Source organism: Pseudomonas sp. DTU_2021_1001937_2_SI_NGA_ILE_001 (assembly GCF_032463525.1).
GTDB lineage: Bacteria > Pseudomonadota > Gammaproteobacteria > Pseudomonadales > Pseudomonadaceae > Aquipseudomonas.
This window is the reverse complement of record NZ_CP135971.1, coordinates 2,130,401-2,146,056: the sequence shown is the minus strand read 5'-3', so window position 1 is coordinate 2,146,056 and position 15,656 is coordinate 2,130,401. Positions and strand designations below refer to the sequence as shown.

Here is a 15,656-nt window from a genome sequence, read left to right as displayed (position 1 = left end):
GCGTGTCAACTGGTTTTTTTGAAAAAATGCTTTTTCTTCAATTGTTTACCGGTTTTGCACGATGGCGTAGTGGATATTTGGCGGATCTTTTCCAGTAGACGGATGCAATCTGGCGTCTCTCAGGTGGTCATTTCCTCCGCCTCGCAGGTTTCGGCCCGCGCAGGGCAGTGAGATACTGGCGCGCCTCGTTCAGTGATCCTGCGGCATGGCCCAACGCAAAATCATCCATATCGATTGCGACTGCTTCTACGCGGCCATAGAAATGCGCGACCACCCGCATCTGGCCGGTATTCCCCTGGCGGTCGGCGGGTCGGCAGAGCGGCGCGGGGTCATCGCCACCTGCAATTACGAAGCACGCGCCTACGGGGTGCGCTCGGCCATGTCATCACGACATGCACTCAAGCTCTGTCCGGACCTGACTATCGTCAAGCCAAGGATGGATGCCTATAAGGAAGCATCGCGGGAAATCCAGGCGATCTTTCGCGATTACACCGACCTGATCGAACCGCTTTCCCTGGATGAGGCCTACCTGGACGTTTCCGAGTCGCTGCGCTTTTCCGGAAGTGCCACGCGTATTGCCCAGGATATACGCCGGCGCGTCTCCAGCCAGCTGCATATCACGGTGTCGGCCGGGGTCGCGCCCAACAAGTTTCTGGCCAAGATCGCCAGCGACTGGAAAAAGCCCAATGGCCTGTTCGTCATTACCCCGGACCAGGTGGAGGATTTCGTCTCGGGCCTGCCGGTCAGCAAGCTGCATGGTGTAGGCAAGGTGACCGCGGACAAACTGGGGCGGCTCGGCATCATCAATTGCCAGGATCTGTTGGGTTGGCAGAAGTTGGCGCTGGTTCGTGAGTTCGGCAGTTTCGGCGAGCGACTATGGAATCTCGCACGGGGCATCGATGAGCGGCCGGTGCAGAGCGACAGCCGTCGACAGTCGGTAAGCGTGGAAAACACTTACGACACCGATCTGCCCGACCTGGCCAGCTGTCTGGCCAGGCTGCCGGAGCTTCTGGACTCGCTGGAAAAGCGTATGGCCCGCCTGGATGGCCAGTATCGGCCGGGAAAACCCTTCGTGAAGGTCAAGTTTCATGATTTTTCCCAGACCACCCTGGAACAGGCGGGGGCAGGCTGGGACCTTGCCAGTTATCAGCAGTTGCTGACCCAGGCCTTCGCCCGCGGCGGCAAGCCGGTAAGGCTATTGGGAGTGGGGGTGCGCCTGCATGATCTGCGCGGCGCACACGAGCAGTTGGAGCTGTTCAGCTAGCCTCAATCGTCCGCAGCGGTTGGCGCGACCAGGCGACCCGCATCGCGGGCCAGCGACTTGATCAGTTCGTCCTGCAGCTGCGGGTCATTGCGGGTCAGTTCCAGCAGGCTCTGTTCCAGGTCGCTGGCCTGTTCGTCCAGCCCCAGTTCGGCGAGGCGCTTGACCCGGTGCACCCACTGGCTGACCTCGTCATCTTCCAGGTCGTCGTAGATCAGGTCGTGTGCTTCGAGCAGCTTGCCACGCAGGTTGCGGCTGATCGGCAGGCTCTCGCTGGCGTGGGCGTTGTCCTGCTCGTCTTCGGCGCTGATGTACAGGCGAGTGATATGGCGCAGATCCTGTTCGGCGAATGGGCTATCCAGCAGGTTCAGGCGCAGCACGCCATTGCGGTCGGTACTCAGCTCGTGGGTCGAGGCGCCGGCCTTGATGCTGACCGGGCGTTCGTTCCATGGCAGGGTGGATTTCTCGATGCGCTTGTCCTGCTGGACTTCGTCGATACCGGCCAGATTCTGTTCGGCGCGGCCGTGGGACGGTGCGTTCATGAACGGGTTGAGACCTGCCAGTCCATAGCTGATCCAGTCGTGGGTCACGCTGTCTGGCAAGTTGCCGAGGGTGAAGACGTTCACCACATTGGCGCCGACGCCGGCCACCACGGCGACCGCACCAAGCGGGATCTCGTAGATCTCCCGCCAGGGCTGGTAGGGGGTGTAACGGTCGTAATGACGTGTCACTTCGAACTCGGTGACTTCGAATGACTTGTGTTCGTTGATGCGGATGCGACGTTGTGGCAGCTCCAGCGTCTTGGGCTCGCCGACATCGATCTGCAGGGTGTGCTCGAGCAGCTTGCGCTCTACGCGCTCTTCGTGCTCGCTGCGTTGCGACATGTGATTGGCGCAACCGCTGACCAGCAGGCTGGTGCATAGCGCCGCGCTGCCGAGGCTCAGGGGGCTTCGCTTGAACATGGGCTCTCTGGATATGGTGGGTGCACAGGGCTGCTGTGGCGCATCCGCCCTGAGGCGGATGCGCCATCGGCTCAGCGCTTGATGCGGCCCTGGATGAACGACAGCAAGTCGGCGAGGGCGACGGCCTGTGGCTGCGACTCGGTCCGGCTCTTGTACTCGATATTACCGTCGGCCAGGCCGCGGTCGCTGACCACGATGCGGTGCGGAATGCCGATCAGTTCCATGTCGGCAAACTTGTTGCCTGGGCTGGTCTTCTTGTCGCGGTCGTCAAGCAGCACCTCGAAGCCGGCGGCGGTGAGTTCGGCATACAGCTTGTCGGTCGCTTCGCGCACGGCGTCGGTCTCGTAGCGCAGTGGCACGAGGGCGATATGGAAGGGGGTCAGCGTGTCGTTCCAGATGATGCCGTTGTCGTCGTAGTTCTGCTCGATGGCGGCTGCCACTACGCGGGAAACACCGATGCCGTAGCAGCCCATGATCAGGTCGATCGGCTTGCCGTTCTCGCCCAGTACCTGGCACTTCATCGCCTCGCTGTACTTGGTGCCGAGCTGGAAGATGTGTCCGACTTCGATGCCGCGCTTGATTTCCAGCACGCCCTTGCCATCCGGACTTGGGTCGCCACTGACTACATTGCGCAGGTCGGCAACCTGTGGAACCGGCAGGTCACGCTCCCAGTTGACGCCGAAGTAGTGCTTGTCGTCGATGTTGGCGCCCACGGCGAAGTCGCTCATCAGCTCTACGGAGCGGTCGATGATGCAAGGCAGTGGCAGGTTCAGCGGGCCCAGCGAGCCTGCACCGGCACCGATGGCGTCACGCAGCTCGGCTTCGCTGGCCATGGTCAACGGGCTGGCGACCTGCTCGAGCTTGGCGGCCTTGATTTCATTGAGTTCGTGATCGCCGCGCACGATCAGCGCGATCAGCTTGCCTTCTTCGGCGGCATGTACCACCAGGGTCTTGACGGTTTTCTCGATCGGCAGACCGAATCCTTCCACCAGCTGGGCGATGGTCTTGGCATTCGGGGTGTCGACCAAGCGCAGTTCTTCGGTCGCGGCCGGGCGACTCTTTTCCTGTGGAAAGGCCTCGGCCTTCTCGATGTTGGCGGCGTAGTCCGAGCCGTTGCTGAATACGATATCGTCTTCGCCGGATTCGGCCAGGACGTGGAACTCGTGGGAGCCGGCACCGCCGATCGAACCGTTGTCGGCCTCGACGGGACGGAATTTCAGGCCCAGGCGGCTGAATACGTTGCTGTAGGCCTGGTGCATGCGGTCGTAGGTTTCCTGCAGCGAAGCCTGGTCGGCGTGGAAGGAGTAGGCGTCCTTCATCACGAACTCGCGACCGCGCATCAGGCCGAAACGAGGACGTATCTCGTCACGGAACTTGGTCTGGATCTGGTACATGTTGATCGGCAGCTGCTTGTAACTGTTCAGCTCGTTGCGTGCCAGGTCGGTGATGACTTCCTCGTGGGTCGGGCCCAGGCAGAAGTCCCGCGCGTGGCGGTCGACCAGGCGCATCAGCTCAGGACCGTACTGCTCCCAGCGGCCAGATTCCTGCCACAGTTCCGCAGGCTGGATGCCTGGCATGAGGATTTCCAGTGCGCCAGCGGCGTCCATCTCTTCGCGAACGATGGCTTCGACCTTGCGCAGCACGCGCAGGCCCATGGGCAGCCAGGTGTAGAGGCCCGAAGCCAGCTTGCGAATCATGCCGGCACGCAGCATCAGCTGATGGCTGACCACGACCGCATCGGAAGGGGTTTCTTTCTGTGTGGCGAGCAAAAATTGACTGGTGCGCATGATAAGCCGTGTCGGTTGCCTGGGACTGAAAAGACCCGGCATTGTACGGCGCTGTGCCAGGGGAGTACAGGGCGAGGCCTCTGCCAAGGCGCGGCTATACAAGGGCGGGTTGTATATAAAGAAGAAGCCCGGCAAGAGCCGGGCTTCGGTACAGCGTCGATCGAGGTCTGGATTACAGAACCGAGATCGGATAGTCGACGATCAGACGGAATTCGTCGATGTTGCCTTCGCCCTGGTCGGCGTTGGCACGGTGCCAGGATTGACGGATGCGGAACGACAGGTCCTTGGCAGGGCCCGACTGCAGCACGTACTTGGCTTCGACGTTGGTTTCGTGGTGCTTGCCGTCGGCGCCATACAGGCCAGTGTAGGTGCTGTTGGACGGGGTGTTGGTGCCGTCGATGTCCCAGCCCTTGACGTAACGGGTCATGAAGCTCAGGCCTGGTACGCCGTACGGTGCCATGTTCAGGTCGTAGCGAACCTGGGCGGATTTCTCGCCTGGACCGTTGAAGTCGGAGTACTGGATGGAGTTGTTCAGGAAGATCGAGTCGCCACCACGGTTGTTGTTACCGGTACCGATGTAGTCGAACGGAGTGTCACCGTTGACCTTCTGGAAGGCCACGGTCACGGTGTGGGCTGCCAGGAAGGAGTAGGCCATGGAGCCGGAGAACGCAGTGTTGCTGATCGAGCCGGCCTTGGCCGAACCTTCGTCAACAGTGCGATACAGGTTGGCGTCGAAGGCCAGGGACTGATCGCCGCCCAGTGGCAGGGCGTAGTTCACGTTGGCGTAGTACTGGTTCCATACGTCTTCCAGCTTGGCGCCGTACAGGGCAACGCCCAGGCTGTCGGTGATGGCGTATTTGCCACCTACGAAATCGGCGGACTTGGCGGTAACACCGGCGTAGGTCGCCCAGATTTCACCGCTGCGGTTGGTTTCGTCCTGGCTGGTGGTCGAAGTGAAGTGACCGCCTTCCAGATCCAGGCCGGTGATCTCGCTGCTCTGCAGGCTGATACCGTTGGCGGTTTGTGGCAGCAGGCGGGAGCCGCCTACAGCGAAGACCGGGCTGGTAGGCTGCAGGTCGCCGACTTTCAGTTCGGTCTTCGATACGCGGAATTTAACAGCGCCGCCGGCTTTGCCGTAGCTGTCCGAGTTGCGGCCCTGGCTGTCGGTCTGCAGGTTGCCGGAGCCGGAGTACTTGTCCTGGCCGTCCAGGTTGAAGCCTACATAGCCGTAGGCGTCAACGCCTACACCGATGGTGCCCTGGGTGTAACCGGAGCTGTAGTTGCCCCAGAAGCCTTGGGTCCAGTCCTTGTCGTCAACCGCGCCGTCTTTCTTGTTGCGGTTGTAGTAGTAGTTACGCGCTTTCAGGTTCAGCGAGCTGCCTTCAACGAAACCCTTGGCGTCTGCCTGGTCGCTGACGAACGGCGCAGCCGAAGCCAGTTGGGTGCTGGCTGCCGCCGCAACGGCCAATGCGATTGCGCTCCACTTCATCACTCTCATCGTGATTGCTCCTTTGGTTTTTAGAAGTTTCTCGCCGCCCCGTGCGAGTTGTGCTCCGGGGTGACTCTTTTCTTTTTTTGTATCGGCGAAACTGGACCCACGCCGATCGGGGGTGCCGATCTGTATACGTCAATTTCGTCGAAAATGATACTTAAGTCGCTGAAAATGTCGCTTTTGTGCAAGAAGTGACTTTTCTGGGTTTCAGCGCTGAAGCAATTCTCCTGCCAGCCTGTCACTGTTGCTCCCAGTGTCCATGCGTTGGCGCTATGGTGATAAAGCAACAAGCGTGCACAAAGTTCCCGAAAATGAAAAAAAATTGTGAAAAACGCAGATTTCGGATTCAGATATCCGCATAACCTAATGTTTTAAAAGGATTATTTGTGTTTTTAAGGCTGTTTTGCCAGCGATTCGATTTTTTCGGGGGCTCACAGAGCATGCGTCAAAAAGTGTTACCGGTTCATGATCGGTGGCACGCATCGGACGGTATTTGGGTATGCCAGCTACACACTCGTGGTTCTTTTTGGTGCGTGCGTTCGTCGGTGTGCCTCAAATCAGTCCTTGCTGTCGTATTGCGACGGCGGAGAGGGGGCGAGTGCTCACAGGGCTTCGTCGACGAGTGTCGCCAGGCAGGGCGCACTGACTCGTCTTGCCGGGTTTGTTATCCTTGTTGCCTGTCTTTCCTTCATTACCTGCGCTCATGGAGCTCCCCTCGTGTTCGTTCTTGATTCGCGCCTGCAGCAAGACACCCTGCCGCTGGGTGACTTTCCTCTTTGCCGTGTGCTGCTGAGCAATGATGCGCAGTACCCGTGGTTCATCCTGGTGCCGCGTCGTCCAGGTATCAGCGAAGTCTTCGAGCTGGATGTCGAAGACCAGGCCCAGTTGTGGCGTGAAACCACCGAGTTGGCGCGCCTTCTGAAGGTGGTGTTCGTCGCTGATAAACTCAACGTTGCGGCCCTGGGTAACGTCGTCAGTCAGTTGCACATGCATGTCATCGTGCGCAAGACCGACGATGGGGCGTGGCCTGCTCCGGTATGGGGCAAGTTGCCTGCACAGCCGTACTCGCCCGCTCAGGTGGCGGGCATCGTCGATCGACTTCGGGCAGCGATGCCTGCGGAGTTTCGTTTCGAGGAGGGCTTATGAGTCTTGAGTCGAGGGTCATGGAGCTGGAAAGCCGCCTGGCGTTTCAGGATGACACCATTCAGGCGCTCAATGACGTACTGGTGGGTCAGCAGCGCGTCATTGATCGCCTGCAGCAGCAGCTCATGCTGGTCGCCAAGCGGCAGGAAGAGATGAGCCATCGCATGGATGGTTTCGAAGATGATGTACCGCCGCCGCATTACTGATCGTTGTGGCATGAAAAAGCCCCGCACTGGCGGGGCTTTTTCATTTCTGCGGTGCTCAGCGGCGCGGTGCAGCTGCTACTACGTCTTCGGCTTGCAGGCCCTTGTCGCGATTCATTACCGAGAACTCCACACGCTGGCCTTCCACCAGGATTCGATGGCCTTCGCCGCGAATGGCGCGGAAGTGCACGAAGATGTCATCGCCCGAATCACGGGAGATGAAGCCGAAGCCCTTCGAGGAGTTGAACCACTTCACCGTGCCTGTATCGCGCTGGCCCACTTCATGGCTTTGCGGTACTGGTGCGGGCGAACGCTTGTAGAGGGTGGTGATCAAGTGCAGGAGGATTGCGAGCAGGGTGATGCCTAGCGCGAACAGTACGGCGGGTTGTTCGCCGACAGGTGGCAGTGGAACCAGTAGCGTCAAGGTCTGGGCGACGACGGCGAGGACCAGCAGGACGCTGACCAGGTTCTGCAGGCTGCGCCGCGGGCCTTTTTTCCAGTGCGGAATGACCGGCGCGAGCAGCAGGTTGAGCAGGCCGAAGAATGCCAGGTAAAGCGCATCGGGTTGCAGCAGGTAAGAAGAGAACGCTTCACTGCGCAGGCTGGGTATCAAGGACAGCAGCAAGGCGGCTGCCCCTGTTACCAGGTGGACGATTTTCAACATTTTATAAAGCTCGTATCAGAATGGAACACAAGGAAATAGCCGGCAGCGCGCGGTACGCTTCAAAAGAGAATGGAAGGCGTGATGCACGCGCGCTTTACCTGCCTATGGGTTACGCCGGCAGTGAACGTGCGAGATGCTGGCTGTAACGACACGCGGTGTATTTAACAGCAAAGGACGGGTCTACTCAAACGATGCCCGGGCGCTGCGGTCGTATCCGCCGTGGTGTTCGCTGCTGACGGAGTTGGGCGCGATCGGGCTATCGGTCGCGCTGGGTGGGGCAGGGATCCGGTTTTTCTATCGTGTCGATAGGGCTGCACCTGCCTCGGGCTCTGGTAGAGTGTGCTCCATCGAGTTCTTTTGAGCCTTATACAAGGAGATGAATCATGGCAATCGATATCGGTATCAGTGAAGAGGATCGCAAATCCATCGTCGACGGACTTTCCCATCTGTTGGCCGATACCTACGTGCTGTACCTCAAGACTCACAATTTTCACTGGAACGTCAGTGGTCCGATGTTCCGCACCCTGCACCTGATGTTCGAAGAGCAGTACAACGAGCTGGCATTGGCCGTGGACTCCATCGCCGAGCGTATTCGTGCGCTGGGCTTCCCGGCCCCAGGCACCTATTCGACCTACGCTCGTCTGTCGTCCATCAAGGAAGAAGAGGGTGTGCCTTCTGCCGAGGACATGATCAAGAGCCTGGTGCAGGGGCAGGAGGCGGTCGTGCGTACCGCTCGCAGTATCTTCCCGCTGCTCGACAAGGTCAGTGACGAGCCAACGGCCGATTTGCTGACCCAGCGCATGCAGGTTCATGAGAAGACCGCGTGGATGCTGCGTTCGATGCTGGAAGCCCGCTGATCTTCCGGCCTGGGGCGGCATCTCGCGATGCTGCCTTGGGTCGAGCCTGTTACAAGTTTATATATCTATTTATTGCTTTTCTCCGACTATCTTGGCGTAAGGCTGTATTACAGTCTTATTCCTTCTCATGTTGTTGTTATGTCCTACGTCGTTTGAGTGTCGGGCCTTCTGGATAAGTGCGTTGCTTTCGGGCTTTATAAAGGTGCATTTATTGTTTTCGAATGTTTCTTTCTGTTGTCTGAAATGCTTGTTCAGAGGTGGTGATTATCATGGTTCAAGGTTTGAAGCTTGAGGTCAGGGACGTTCCTTGCTCCGGCGCACTCCCTGGCGACCCGTTCATCGAGGGCTTCAGCATGGGGCTCGCGCAGCCTCATTCCAAATCGGAGAGGCTCAATGGTCTGGCAACATGTCTGCGTCTTGAGAATATCTACTGGAATATTCTCTCGGCCATTGCGCATTCAAAGAATTGCTCGATCAATGCGGTGTTATCCAATATCGATCGGGAAGTTCATTTGCGTTATGGCGGCGTCAAGAACTTCAGCGGGCTCATTCGCGTTGTCTGCGTTGCGCACCTTCTCAAGTCACAGGCTTCGTCTTGAACCTGTGAGAGATGTTCTGGAGTGGCGGTTTTCCTGCTGTGCCCCACTGGTGCGTACAGGTCAGCAGTGCAGCTCCGAACCCTCCGTATCCTCGCGGGTGGGTTCGGCGGCTGCGCGTGCTCAATTAACCCTATATACTGCTGCGTCTGCCAACAGGCATGCCTGCGCGTGGGCGGTCCGGCTTGAACTGCATGTCCCGGCTCTTGCACTATTGGGCCCACGCCAGGGAGGATCGAGCCTCCACTGAAATCGAATTACGGGAAGTGAATACACCATCATGATGCGCAGCCACTATTGCGGCCAACTGAACGAGAGTCTGGAAGGTCAGGAAGTTACCCTTTGCGGATGGGTCCATCGTCGTCGTGACCACGGAGGGGTTATTTTCCTCGATATCCGTGACCGTGAAGGTATGGCCCAGGTGGTATTCGACCCTGATCGCGCCGAGACCTTCGCTGCAGCCGATCGTGTGCGCAGCGAATACGTGGTCAAGGTGGTCGGCAAGGTGCGTGCCCGCCCGGCCGGTGCGGTAAACACCAACATCGCCTCCGGTGCCATCGAGATCCTCGGCTACGAGCTGCAGGTCCTGAACGAGGCCGAGACGCCGCCGTTCCCGCTCAACGAATACTCCGACGTCGGCGAGGAAACCCGCCTGCGCTACCGCTTCATCGACCTGCGTCGTCCGGAAATGGCCGAGAAACTGCGCCTGCGTTCGCGGATCACCAGCAGCATTCGCCGCTACCTCGACGAGAACGGTTTCCTGGACGTCGAGACGCCGATCCTGACTCGCGCCACGCCTGAGGGCGCCCGCGATTACCTGGTACCCAGCCGTACCCACCCCGGCAGCTTCTTCGCACTGCCGCAGTCGCCCCAGCTGTTCAAGCAACTGCTGATGGTCGCGGGCTTCGATCGCTACTACCAGATCGCCAAGTGCTTCCGTGACGAAGACCTGCGTGCCGACCGCCAGCCGGAATTCACCCAGATCGACATCGAAACCAGCTTCCTGGAAGAGGCCGACATCATCGGTCTGACCGAGAAGATGGTTCGTCAGCTGTTCAAGGAAGTGCTGGACGTCGAGTTCGGCGAATTCCCGCACATGCCGTTCGAAGAGGCCATGCGCCGCTACGGTTCGGACAAGCCAGACCTGCGTATTCCGCTGGAGTTGGTCGACGTCGCCGACCAGCTCACCGCTGTGGACTTCAAGGTGTTCAGTGGCCCGGCCAACGATCCTAAAGGCCGCGTTGCCGCCCTGCGTGTACCCGGTGCTGCCGGCATGGCACGCAGCCAGATCGACGACTACACCAAGTTCGTTGGCATCTACGGTGCCAAGGGCCTGGCCTACATCAAGGTCAACGAGCGCGCCAAGGGCGTCGAGGGCCTGCAGTCGCCGATCGTCAAGTTCATCCCTGAGGACAACCTCAATGTGATCCTGGATCGCGTGGGTGCGGTCGATGGCGACATCGTGTTCTTCGGTGCCGACAAGTTCAAGATCGTCAGCGAAGCGCTGGGTGCCCTGCGTATCCGCCTGGGCAATGACCTCAAGCTGCACACCTGTGAGTGGGCCCCAATGTGGGTCGTGGACTTCCCGATGTTCGAGGAAAACGACGACGGTTCTCTGTCGGCCCTGCACCACCCCTTCACCGCGCCTAAGTGCTCTCCCGAGGAGCTTGAGGCCAACCCTGGCCAGGCGCTGTCGCGTGCCTACGACATGGTGCTCAACGGTACCGAGCTGGGTGGTGGTTCGATCCGTATCCACCGCAAGGAAATGCAGCAGGCGGTATTCCGTATCCTGGGCATCTCCGAAGACGAGCAGCAGGAGAAGTTCGGCTTCCTGCTCGATGCGCTGAAATACGGCGCACCACCACACGGTGGCCTGGCCTTCGGTCTGGATCGCCTGGTAATGCTGATGACCGGCGCCCAGTCGATCCGTGAGGTCATCGCCTTCCCGAAAACCCAGAGTGCTGCGGACGTCATGACCCAGGCACCGGGTGTGGTGGATGCCAAGGCCTTGCGCGAGCTGCACATTCGCCTGCGCGAGCAGCAGAAGGCCGAGTAAGGCGCGGTGGGGCGTGTGCCACGCACACGCCCTGCAGGCCGCCCCTGTATCAGGCAGTCGATCTTCTCGCCCGTTTCGCGGGCGAGAAACCAGGGGCTGTTGACGTTGCAGCGCGTGTGTCGCGTTGCAAGGTCAACAGCCCCTTATGTATTTGCGAAAGAATCTGGAGCAAGAAATGGCAGGTCATTCCAAGTGGGCGAACATCAAGCACCGCAAAGAGCGTCAGGATGCCAAGAAGGGCAAGATCTTTACCAAGTGGATTCGTGAGCTGACCGTCGCAGCCCGCCAGGGCGGCGGCGACCCCGGATCCAACCCGCGCCTGCGTCTGGCGCTGGACAAGGCGCTGGGCGCCAACATGACTCGCGACACCATTGACCGCGCGATTGCCCGGGGCGTGGGCGCGACCGACGGTGACGATGTCGTTGAGCTGAGCTACGAAGGCTACGGCCCGGGCGGCGTGGCGGTGATGGTCGAGGCCATGACCGACAACCGCAACCGCACCGCCGCTGCGGTGCGCCATGCGTTCAGCAAATGTGGCGGTAACCTGGGCACCGACGGTTCGGTGGCCTACCTGTTCGATCGCAAGGGGCAGATCAGCTTCGCGGCAGGCACCGACGAAGATGCCCTGATGGAAGCGGCCATGGAGGCCGACGCCGACGATGTGGTGACCAACCCGGACGGTTCCATCGACGTGTTCACGTCCTTCGCCAGTTTCTATGCCGTGCGCAACGCGCTGGAGGCGGCTGGGTTCCAGGGCCACGACGCCGAGATCGTGCTATTGCCCAGCACCAGTGCGGTGCTGGACCTCGACGGTGCGCAGAAGGTGCTCAAGCTTATCGACATGCTAGAAGACCTCGATGACGTGCAGAACGTCTATTCGAACGCGGAAATTCCCGAAGACGTCATGGAACAGCTGAGCTGATCCACGTCTGGGCGGGGCCAGGGCACCGAAGGTGCGCCGCAGGAGTCTCGACTTCGCGGCGCGCCTTCGGTGTCTGTTTTCAGGTGGTATAGACAGCGGGGCCGGGCGGCAGGCGTTATGACTCTCATTCTAGGCATCGACCCCGGGTCGCGAATTACCGGCTATGGCGTCGTTCGCGATACGGGGCGAGGCTGCGTATACGTGGCCTCCGGTTGTATCCGTACCGGTGACGGCGAGCTGCATGAGCGTTTGCAGATCGTTTTTCGTGGCGTACGCGAGGTGATCCAGACCTACGGGCCGGTGACCATGGGCATCGAGAAAGTGTTCATGGCGCGCAATGCTGATTCGGCGCTGAAGCTGGGGCAGGCGCGGGGTGCCGCCATCGTCGCGGGTGCCGAGGAGAGTCTGGAGATCGCCGAATATACGGCTACGCAGGTCAAGCAGGCCGTGGCCGGCACCGGCGGGGCGAACAAGGAGCAGGTGATGCTGATGGTCATGCACCTGCTCAAGCTCACCAGCAAGCCCCAGGTCGACGCCTCGGACGCCCTGGCCATTGCGCTTTGTCATGCGCATACGCGTTCCAGTCTGGTGCCTCACGGCCTGGGTGCAGCGCGCAGTCGTCGGGGTCGGTTGCGGCTCTGATTGCATCATCCGCTCGCATTTTTTCACTTGCCTGCGGTTGGGAATGTGTCCATTTTTTCGCCTGGGCGCGGGACGATATAGGATCTGATTAGGTGATTGGACGTTTACGTGGTGCTCTGGTTGAGAAGCAGCCGCCTAACCTGGTGCTGGATGTCAATGGCGTCGGCTACGAGCTGGAAGTGCCCATGACCACGCTGTACCGGTTGCCCCATGTCGGTGAGGTGGTCACTTTGCACACCCATCTGGTGGTGCGCGAGGATGCGCACCTGCTCTATGGGTTCTTTGAAAAACGTGATCGGGAAATGTTTCGCGAGCTGATCCGTCTCAACGGCGTGGGCCCCAAGCTGGCCCTGGCGCTAATGTCGGGCCTGGAGGTCGACGAGCTGGTGCGTTGCGTGCAGGCCCAGGACACCTCGGCGCTGACCCGCGTTCCCGGTGTGGGCAAGAAGACTGCCGAACGTCTGCTGGTCGAGCTCAAGGACCGCTTCAAGGCCTGGGAGGCCTTGCCGGGCGTCTTCACCCTGGTTTCCAATGGGCCCAGCCCGATCGAGCCGGTCGCCAGCGCCGAAAGCGACGCGATCAGTGCACTGGTCACGCTGGGCTACAAACCTCAGGAGGCGAGCAAGGCCGTCTCCGCCATCAAGGAAAAAGACTTGAGCAGTGCAGAGCTGATCCGCCGCGCCCTGAAGGGGATGGCTTAAGTGATAGAAGCCGACCGTCTCATCAGTGCCGGCAGCGGGCGTGATCGAGAAGAGCAGTTCGACCGCGCCATCAGGCCGCTCAGCCTGGCCGACTATATTGGCCAGCCGGCCGTGCGCGAGCAGATGGAGCTGTTCATCCAGGCGGCGCGCGGGCGCAGTGAATCTTTGGACCACACCCTGATCTTCGGCCCGCCCGGGCTGGGCAAGACCACCCTGGCGAACATCATCGCCCAGGAAATGAACGTCTCGATCAAGAGTACCTCCGGCCCGGTGCTGGAGCGGCCAGGTGACCTGGCGGCCATCCTCACCAACCTGGAGCCCAACGACGTCCTGTTCATCGACGAAATCCACCGTCTTTCACCCATCGTCGAAGAGGTGCTGTATCCGGCGATGGAGGATTTCCAGTTGGACATCATGATCGGCGAAGGGCCGGCGGCTCGTTCGATCAAGCTCGACCTGCCTCCCTTTACCCTGGTGGGCGCTACCACGCGCGCCGGGATGCTGACCAATCCGCTGCGTGACCGCTTCGGCATCGTGCAGCGCCTGGAGTTCTACAGCACCGCCGACCTGTCGACCATCGTGTCGCGCTCGGCTGGCATCCTGGGCCTGGCCATCGACCCGGAGGGCGCCTTCGAGATCGCCCGGCGCGCCCGCGGTACGCCGCGGATCGCCAACCGGTTGCTGCGTCGGGTACGTGACTTCGCGCAGGTGCGTGGTAACGGGCACATCACGCGTCAGGCGGCGGACAAGGCGCTCAACCTGCTGGATGTCGACGAGCATGGCTTCGACCATCAGGACCGGCGCCTGCTGCTGACCATGATTGAAAAGTTCGATGGCGGGCCCGTGGGTGTCGACAGCCTGGCTGCCGCAATCAGCGAGGAGCGCCACACCATCGAGGACGTGCTCGAACCCTACCTGATCCAGCAGGGGTACATCATGCGCACCCCACGTGGACGAGTGGTCACCCGGCATGCCTACCTGCATTTCGGGCTGAATCTTCCCGGGCGTATGGGCGATTTGCCAGCGGTCGAGGAACCTGTTGATGATCGCGCCGACTAATGAGTGCCTGGCCGGCGCCGCCCCTGCAAGGGTGGGCCGGAATGGCCCTGGCGTCGAAAAGGCCGAGGGCGACAGGAAAAACCTTGAAAAACAGTTGCCTCACCCGATTGGCAACCCGAGGAGTAAGCACTAGAGTATGCGCGCGCAAAACGGGGTTCAGGCGTTCGCCCATCGCTGTCGCGTCTATTACGAAGACACCGATGCCGGCGGCGTCGTCTATTACGTCAATTACCTGAAATTCATGGAGCGGGCTCGCACCGAACAGCTGCGGCAACTGGGGTTCAACCAGTCCACGCTGGCCGATGAGAACCTGTTGTTCGTCGTGCATTCCAGTGAAGCGCGTTACCACAAACCCGCGCGCCTGGACGACGAACTGTCGATCAGTGCGCAAGTCATCGAATTGAACCGTGCCAGCCTGCGCTTTCGTCAGCAGGTGACCCGGGTCGCCGATGCGACGCTGCTCTGCGAAGGGCAGTTCCTGGTGGCGTGTGTCAGCGCCGACAGTTTCAGACCCCGCGCCATACCCGAAGCGCTGCGAACCGCGTTCGCCGAGCAGTCGTGTGGCACGGGCCAACATTCAGATTCAGAGCAGGAGATAGAACGTGGAAGCTGCTAACGTCGTCGACCATACCTCCATGTGGAGTTTGGTCAGCAATGCCAGCATCGTTGTGCAGTTGGTGATGCTGAGCCTGGTGGCGGCCTCGATCGCCTCGTGGGTCATGATTTTCCAGCGTAGCAACATGATTCGCGCGGGCCGTCGTGCCCTGGACAGCTTCGAGGAGCGTTTCTGGTCGGGTATCGATCTCTCCAAGCTCTACCGCCAGGCCGGCAGCAATCCGGACCCGGATTCGGGCGTGGAGCAGATCTTCCGTGCCGGCTTCAAGGAATTCTCCCGCCTGCGCCAGCAGCCCGGGGTCGACCCTGATGCGGTCATGGAAGGTGTGGCGCGTGCCATGCGCGTGGCCATCTCCCGCGAGGAAGAGAAGCTGGAAACCGGCCTGCCATTCCTGGCAACCGTCGGCTCCACCAGTCCCTACGTCGGCCTGTTCGGCACCGTATGGGGCATCATGAACTCCTTCCGTGGCCTGGCCACCGCGCAACAGGCCACCCTGGCCACCGTTGCACCGGGTATCGCCGAGGCTCTGATCGCCACGGCCATCGGCCTGTTCGCCGCGATCCCGGCCGTAATGGCCTACAACCGTTTCGCTGCGCGCACCGAGACTCTGATCGGCCGCTACTACACCTTCGCCGACGAGTTCCAGGCCATCCTGCACCGTAAAGTGCACACCAGCGAAGATTGAGCAGGTAATT

The 15,656-nt window shown here is 60.5% G+C and carries 16 protein-coding genes and 1 pseudogene; 12 read left to right on the top strand and 5 right to left on the bottom strand.

Annotated elements, in window-relative coordinates; all coding sequences use genetic code 11:
- The first annotated feature begins 205 nt into the window (after nt 1-205).
- Nucleotides 206-1,264 (top strand): DNA polymerase IV, encoded by a 1,059-nt coding sequence (gene dinB / locus RRX38_RS09080; protein ID WP_315962290.1) that lies wholly within the window; start codon nt 206-208, stop codon nt 1,262-1,264.
- Between the two features lie 2 nt (nt 1,265-1,266).
- On the opposite strand, the gene RRX38_RS09075 is transcribed toward dinB, so the two are convergent.
- The 3 genes from RRX38_RS09075 to RRX38_RS09065 all read right to left on the bottom strand — a co-directional run bounded on the left by RRX38_RS09075 (nt 1,267) and on the right by RRX38_RS09065 (nt 5,508).
- On the bottom strand, nt 1,267-2,223 hold the full coding sequence (locus RRX38_RS09075; RefSeq protein WP_295477025.1) for a hypothetical protein: 957 nt from the start codon (nt 2,221-2,223) through the stop codon (nt 1,267-1,269).
- A 71-nt stretch (nt 2,224-2,294) separates the two neighbouring features.
- Nucleotides 2,295-4,010, bottom strand: a complete 1,716-nt coding sequence (locus tag RRX38_RS09070) for a proline--tRNA ligase (RefSeq protein ID WP_295477023.1) — start codon at nt 4,008-4,010, stop codon at nt 2,295-2,297.
- Between the two features lie 172 nt (nt 4,011-4,182).
- Nucleotides 4,183-5,508 (bottom strand): OprD family porin, encoded by a 1,326-nt coding sequence (locus RRX38_RS09065; protein ID WP_295477021.1) that lies wholly within the window; start codon nt 5,506-5,508, stop codon nt 4,183-4,185.
- A 711-nt stretch (nt 5,509-6,219) separates the two neighbouring features.
- On the opposite strand from RRX38_RS09065, the gene RRX38_RS09060 reads away from it, so the two are divergent.
- Entirely contained in the window at nt 6,220-6,648 is a 429-nt protein-coding gene (locus RRX38_RS09060) for an HIT family protein (RefSeq protein ID WP_295477019.1), read from the top strand.
- On the top strand, nt 6,645-6,851 hold the full coding sequence (locus RRX38_RS09055) for a SlyX family protein (RefSeq protein ID WP_295477017.1): 207 nt from the start codon (nt 6,645-6,647) through the stop codon (nt 6,849-6,851). Before RRX38_RS09060 ends, RRX38_RS09055 begins: the two co-directional genes overlap by 4 nt.
- 55 nt (nt 6,852-6,906) lie before the next feature.
- Here RRX38_RS09055 and RRX38_RS25040 read toward each other — a convergent pair whose 3' ends face one another.
- Both RRX38_RS25040 and RRX38_RS25035 read right to left on the bottom strand, forming a co-directional pair.
- The gene (locus RRX38_RS25040; RefSeq protein WP_410524901.1) at nt 6,907-7,128 is read right to left on the bottom strand and encodes a cold-shock protein; all 222 of its coding nucleotides are present in this window, start codon (nt 7,126-7,128) and stop codon (nt 6,907-6,909) included.
- 108 nt (nt 7,129-7,236) lie between these two features.
- Nucleotides 7,237-7,512, bottom strand: a pseudogene (locus RRX38_RS25035) (cold shock domain-containing protein membrane protein); the annotation flags it as partial.
- 383 nt (nt 7,513-7,895) lie between these two features.
- Between RRX38_RS25035 and RRX38_RS09045 the strand changes: the two are divergent.
- The 9 genes from RRX38_RS09045 to tolQ all read left to right on the top strand — a co-directional run bounded on the left by RRX38_RS09045 (nt 7,896) and on the right by tolQ (nt 15,646).
- On the top strand, nt 7,896-8,369 hold the full coding sequence (locus tag RRX38_RS09045; protein ID WP_295477014.1) for a Dps family protein: 474 nt from the start codon (nt 7,896-7,898) through the stop codon (nt 8,367-8,369).
- 269 nt (nt 8,370-8,638) lie between these two features.
- A complete protein-coding gene (locus RRX38_RS09040; protein ID WP_315962288.1) occupies nt 8,639-8,968 on the top strand; it encodes a ribbon-helix-helix domain-containing protein in 330 nt (109 codons plus the stop codon).
- Nucleotides 8,969-9,245: 277 nt separating this feature from the next.
- On the top strand, nt 9,246-11,021 hold the full coding sequence (aspS, locus tag RRX38_RS09035; protein WP_295477010.1) for an aspartate--tRNA ligase: 1,776 nt from the start codon (nt 9,246-9,248) through the stop codon (nt 11,019-11,021).
- A gap of 175 nt (nt 11,022-11,196) precedes the next feature.
- On the top strand, nt 11,197-11,943 hold the full coding sequence (locus RRX38_RS09030) for a YebC/PmpR family DNA-binding transcriptional regulator (protein ID WP_295477008.1): 747 nt from the start codon (nt 11,197-11,199) through the stop codon (nt 11,941-11,943).
- A 117-nt stretch (nt 11,944-12,060) separates the two neighbouring features.
- Nucleotides 12,061-12,585, top strand: coding sequence for a crossover junction endodeoxyribonuclease RuvC (gene ruvC, locus RRX38_RS09025; RefSeq protein WP_315962287.1), 525 nt, complete (start codon nt 12,061-12,063; stop codon nt 12,583-12,585).
- Nucleotides 12,586-12,677: 92 nt separating this feature from the next.
- Nucleotides 12,678-13,286, top strand: coding sequence for a Holliday junction branch migration protein RuvA (gene ruvA / locus RRX38_RS09020; protein ID WP_295477004.1), 609 nt, complete (start codon nt 12,678-12,680; stop codon nt 13,284-13,286).
- Entirely contained in the window at nt 13,287-14,345 is a 1,059-nt protein-coding gene (gene ruvB, locus RRX38_RS09015) for a Holliday junction branch migration DNA helicase RuvB (protein WP_295477002.1), read from the top strand.
- Between the two features lie 136 nt (nt 14,346-14,481).
- Nucleotides 14,482-14,961, top strand: coding sequence for a tol-pal system-associated acyl-CoA thioesterase (ybgC, locus tag RRX38_RS09010; RefSeq protein ID WP_295477000.1), 480 nt, complete (start codon nt 14,482-14,484; stop codon nt 14,959-14,961).
- 19 nt (nt 14,962-14,980) lie between these two features.
- Entirely contained in the window at nt 14,981-15,646 is a 666-nt protein-coding gene (tolQ, locus tag RRX38_RS09005) for a protein TolQ (RefSeq protein WP_295477211.1), read from the top strand.
- Nucleotides 15,647-15,656: the final 10 nt, after the last annotated feature.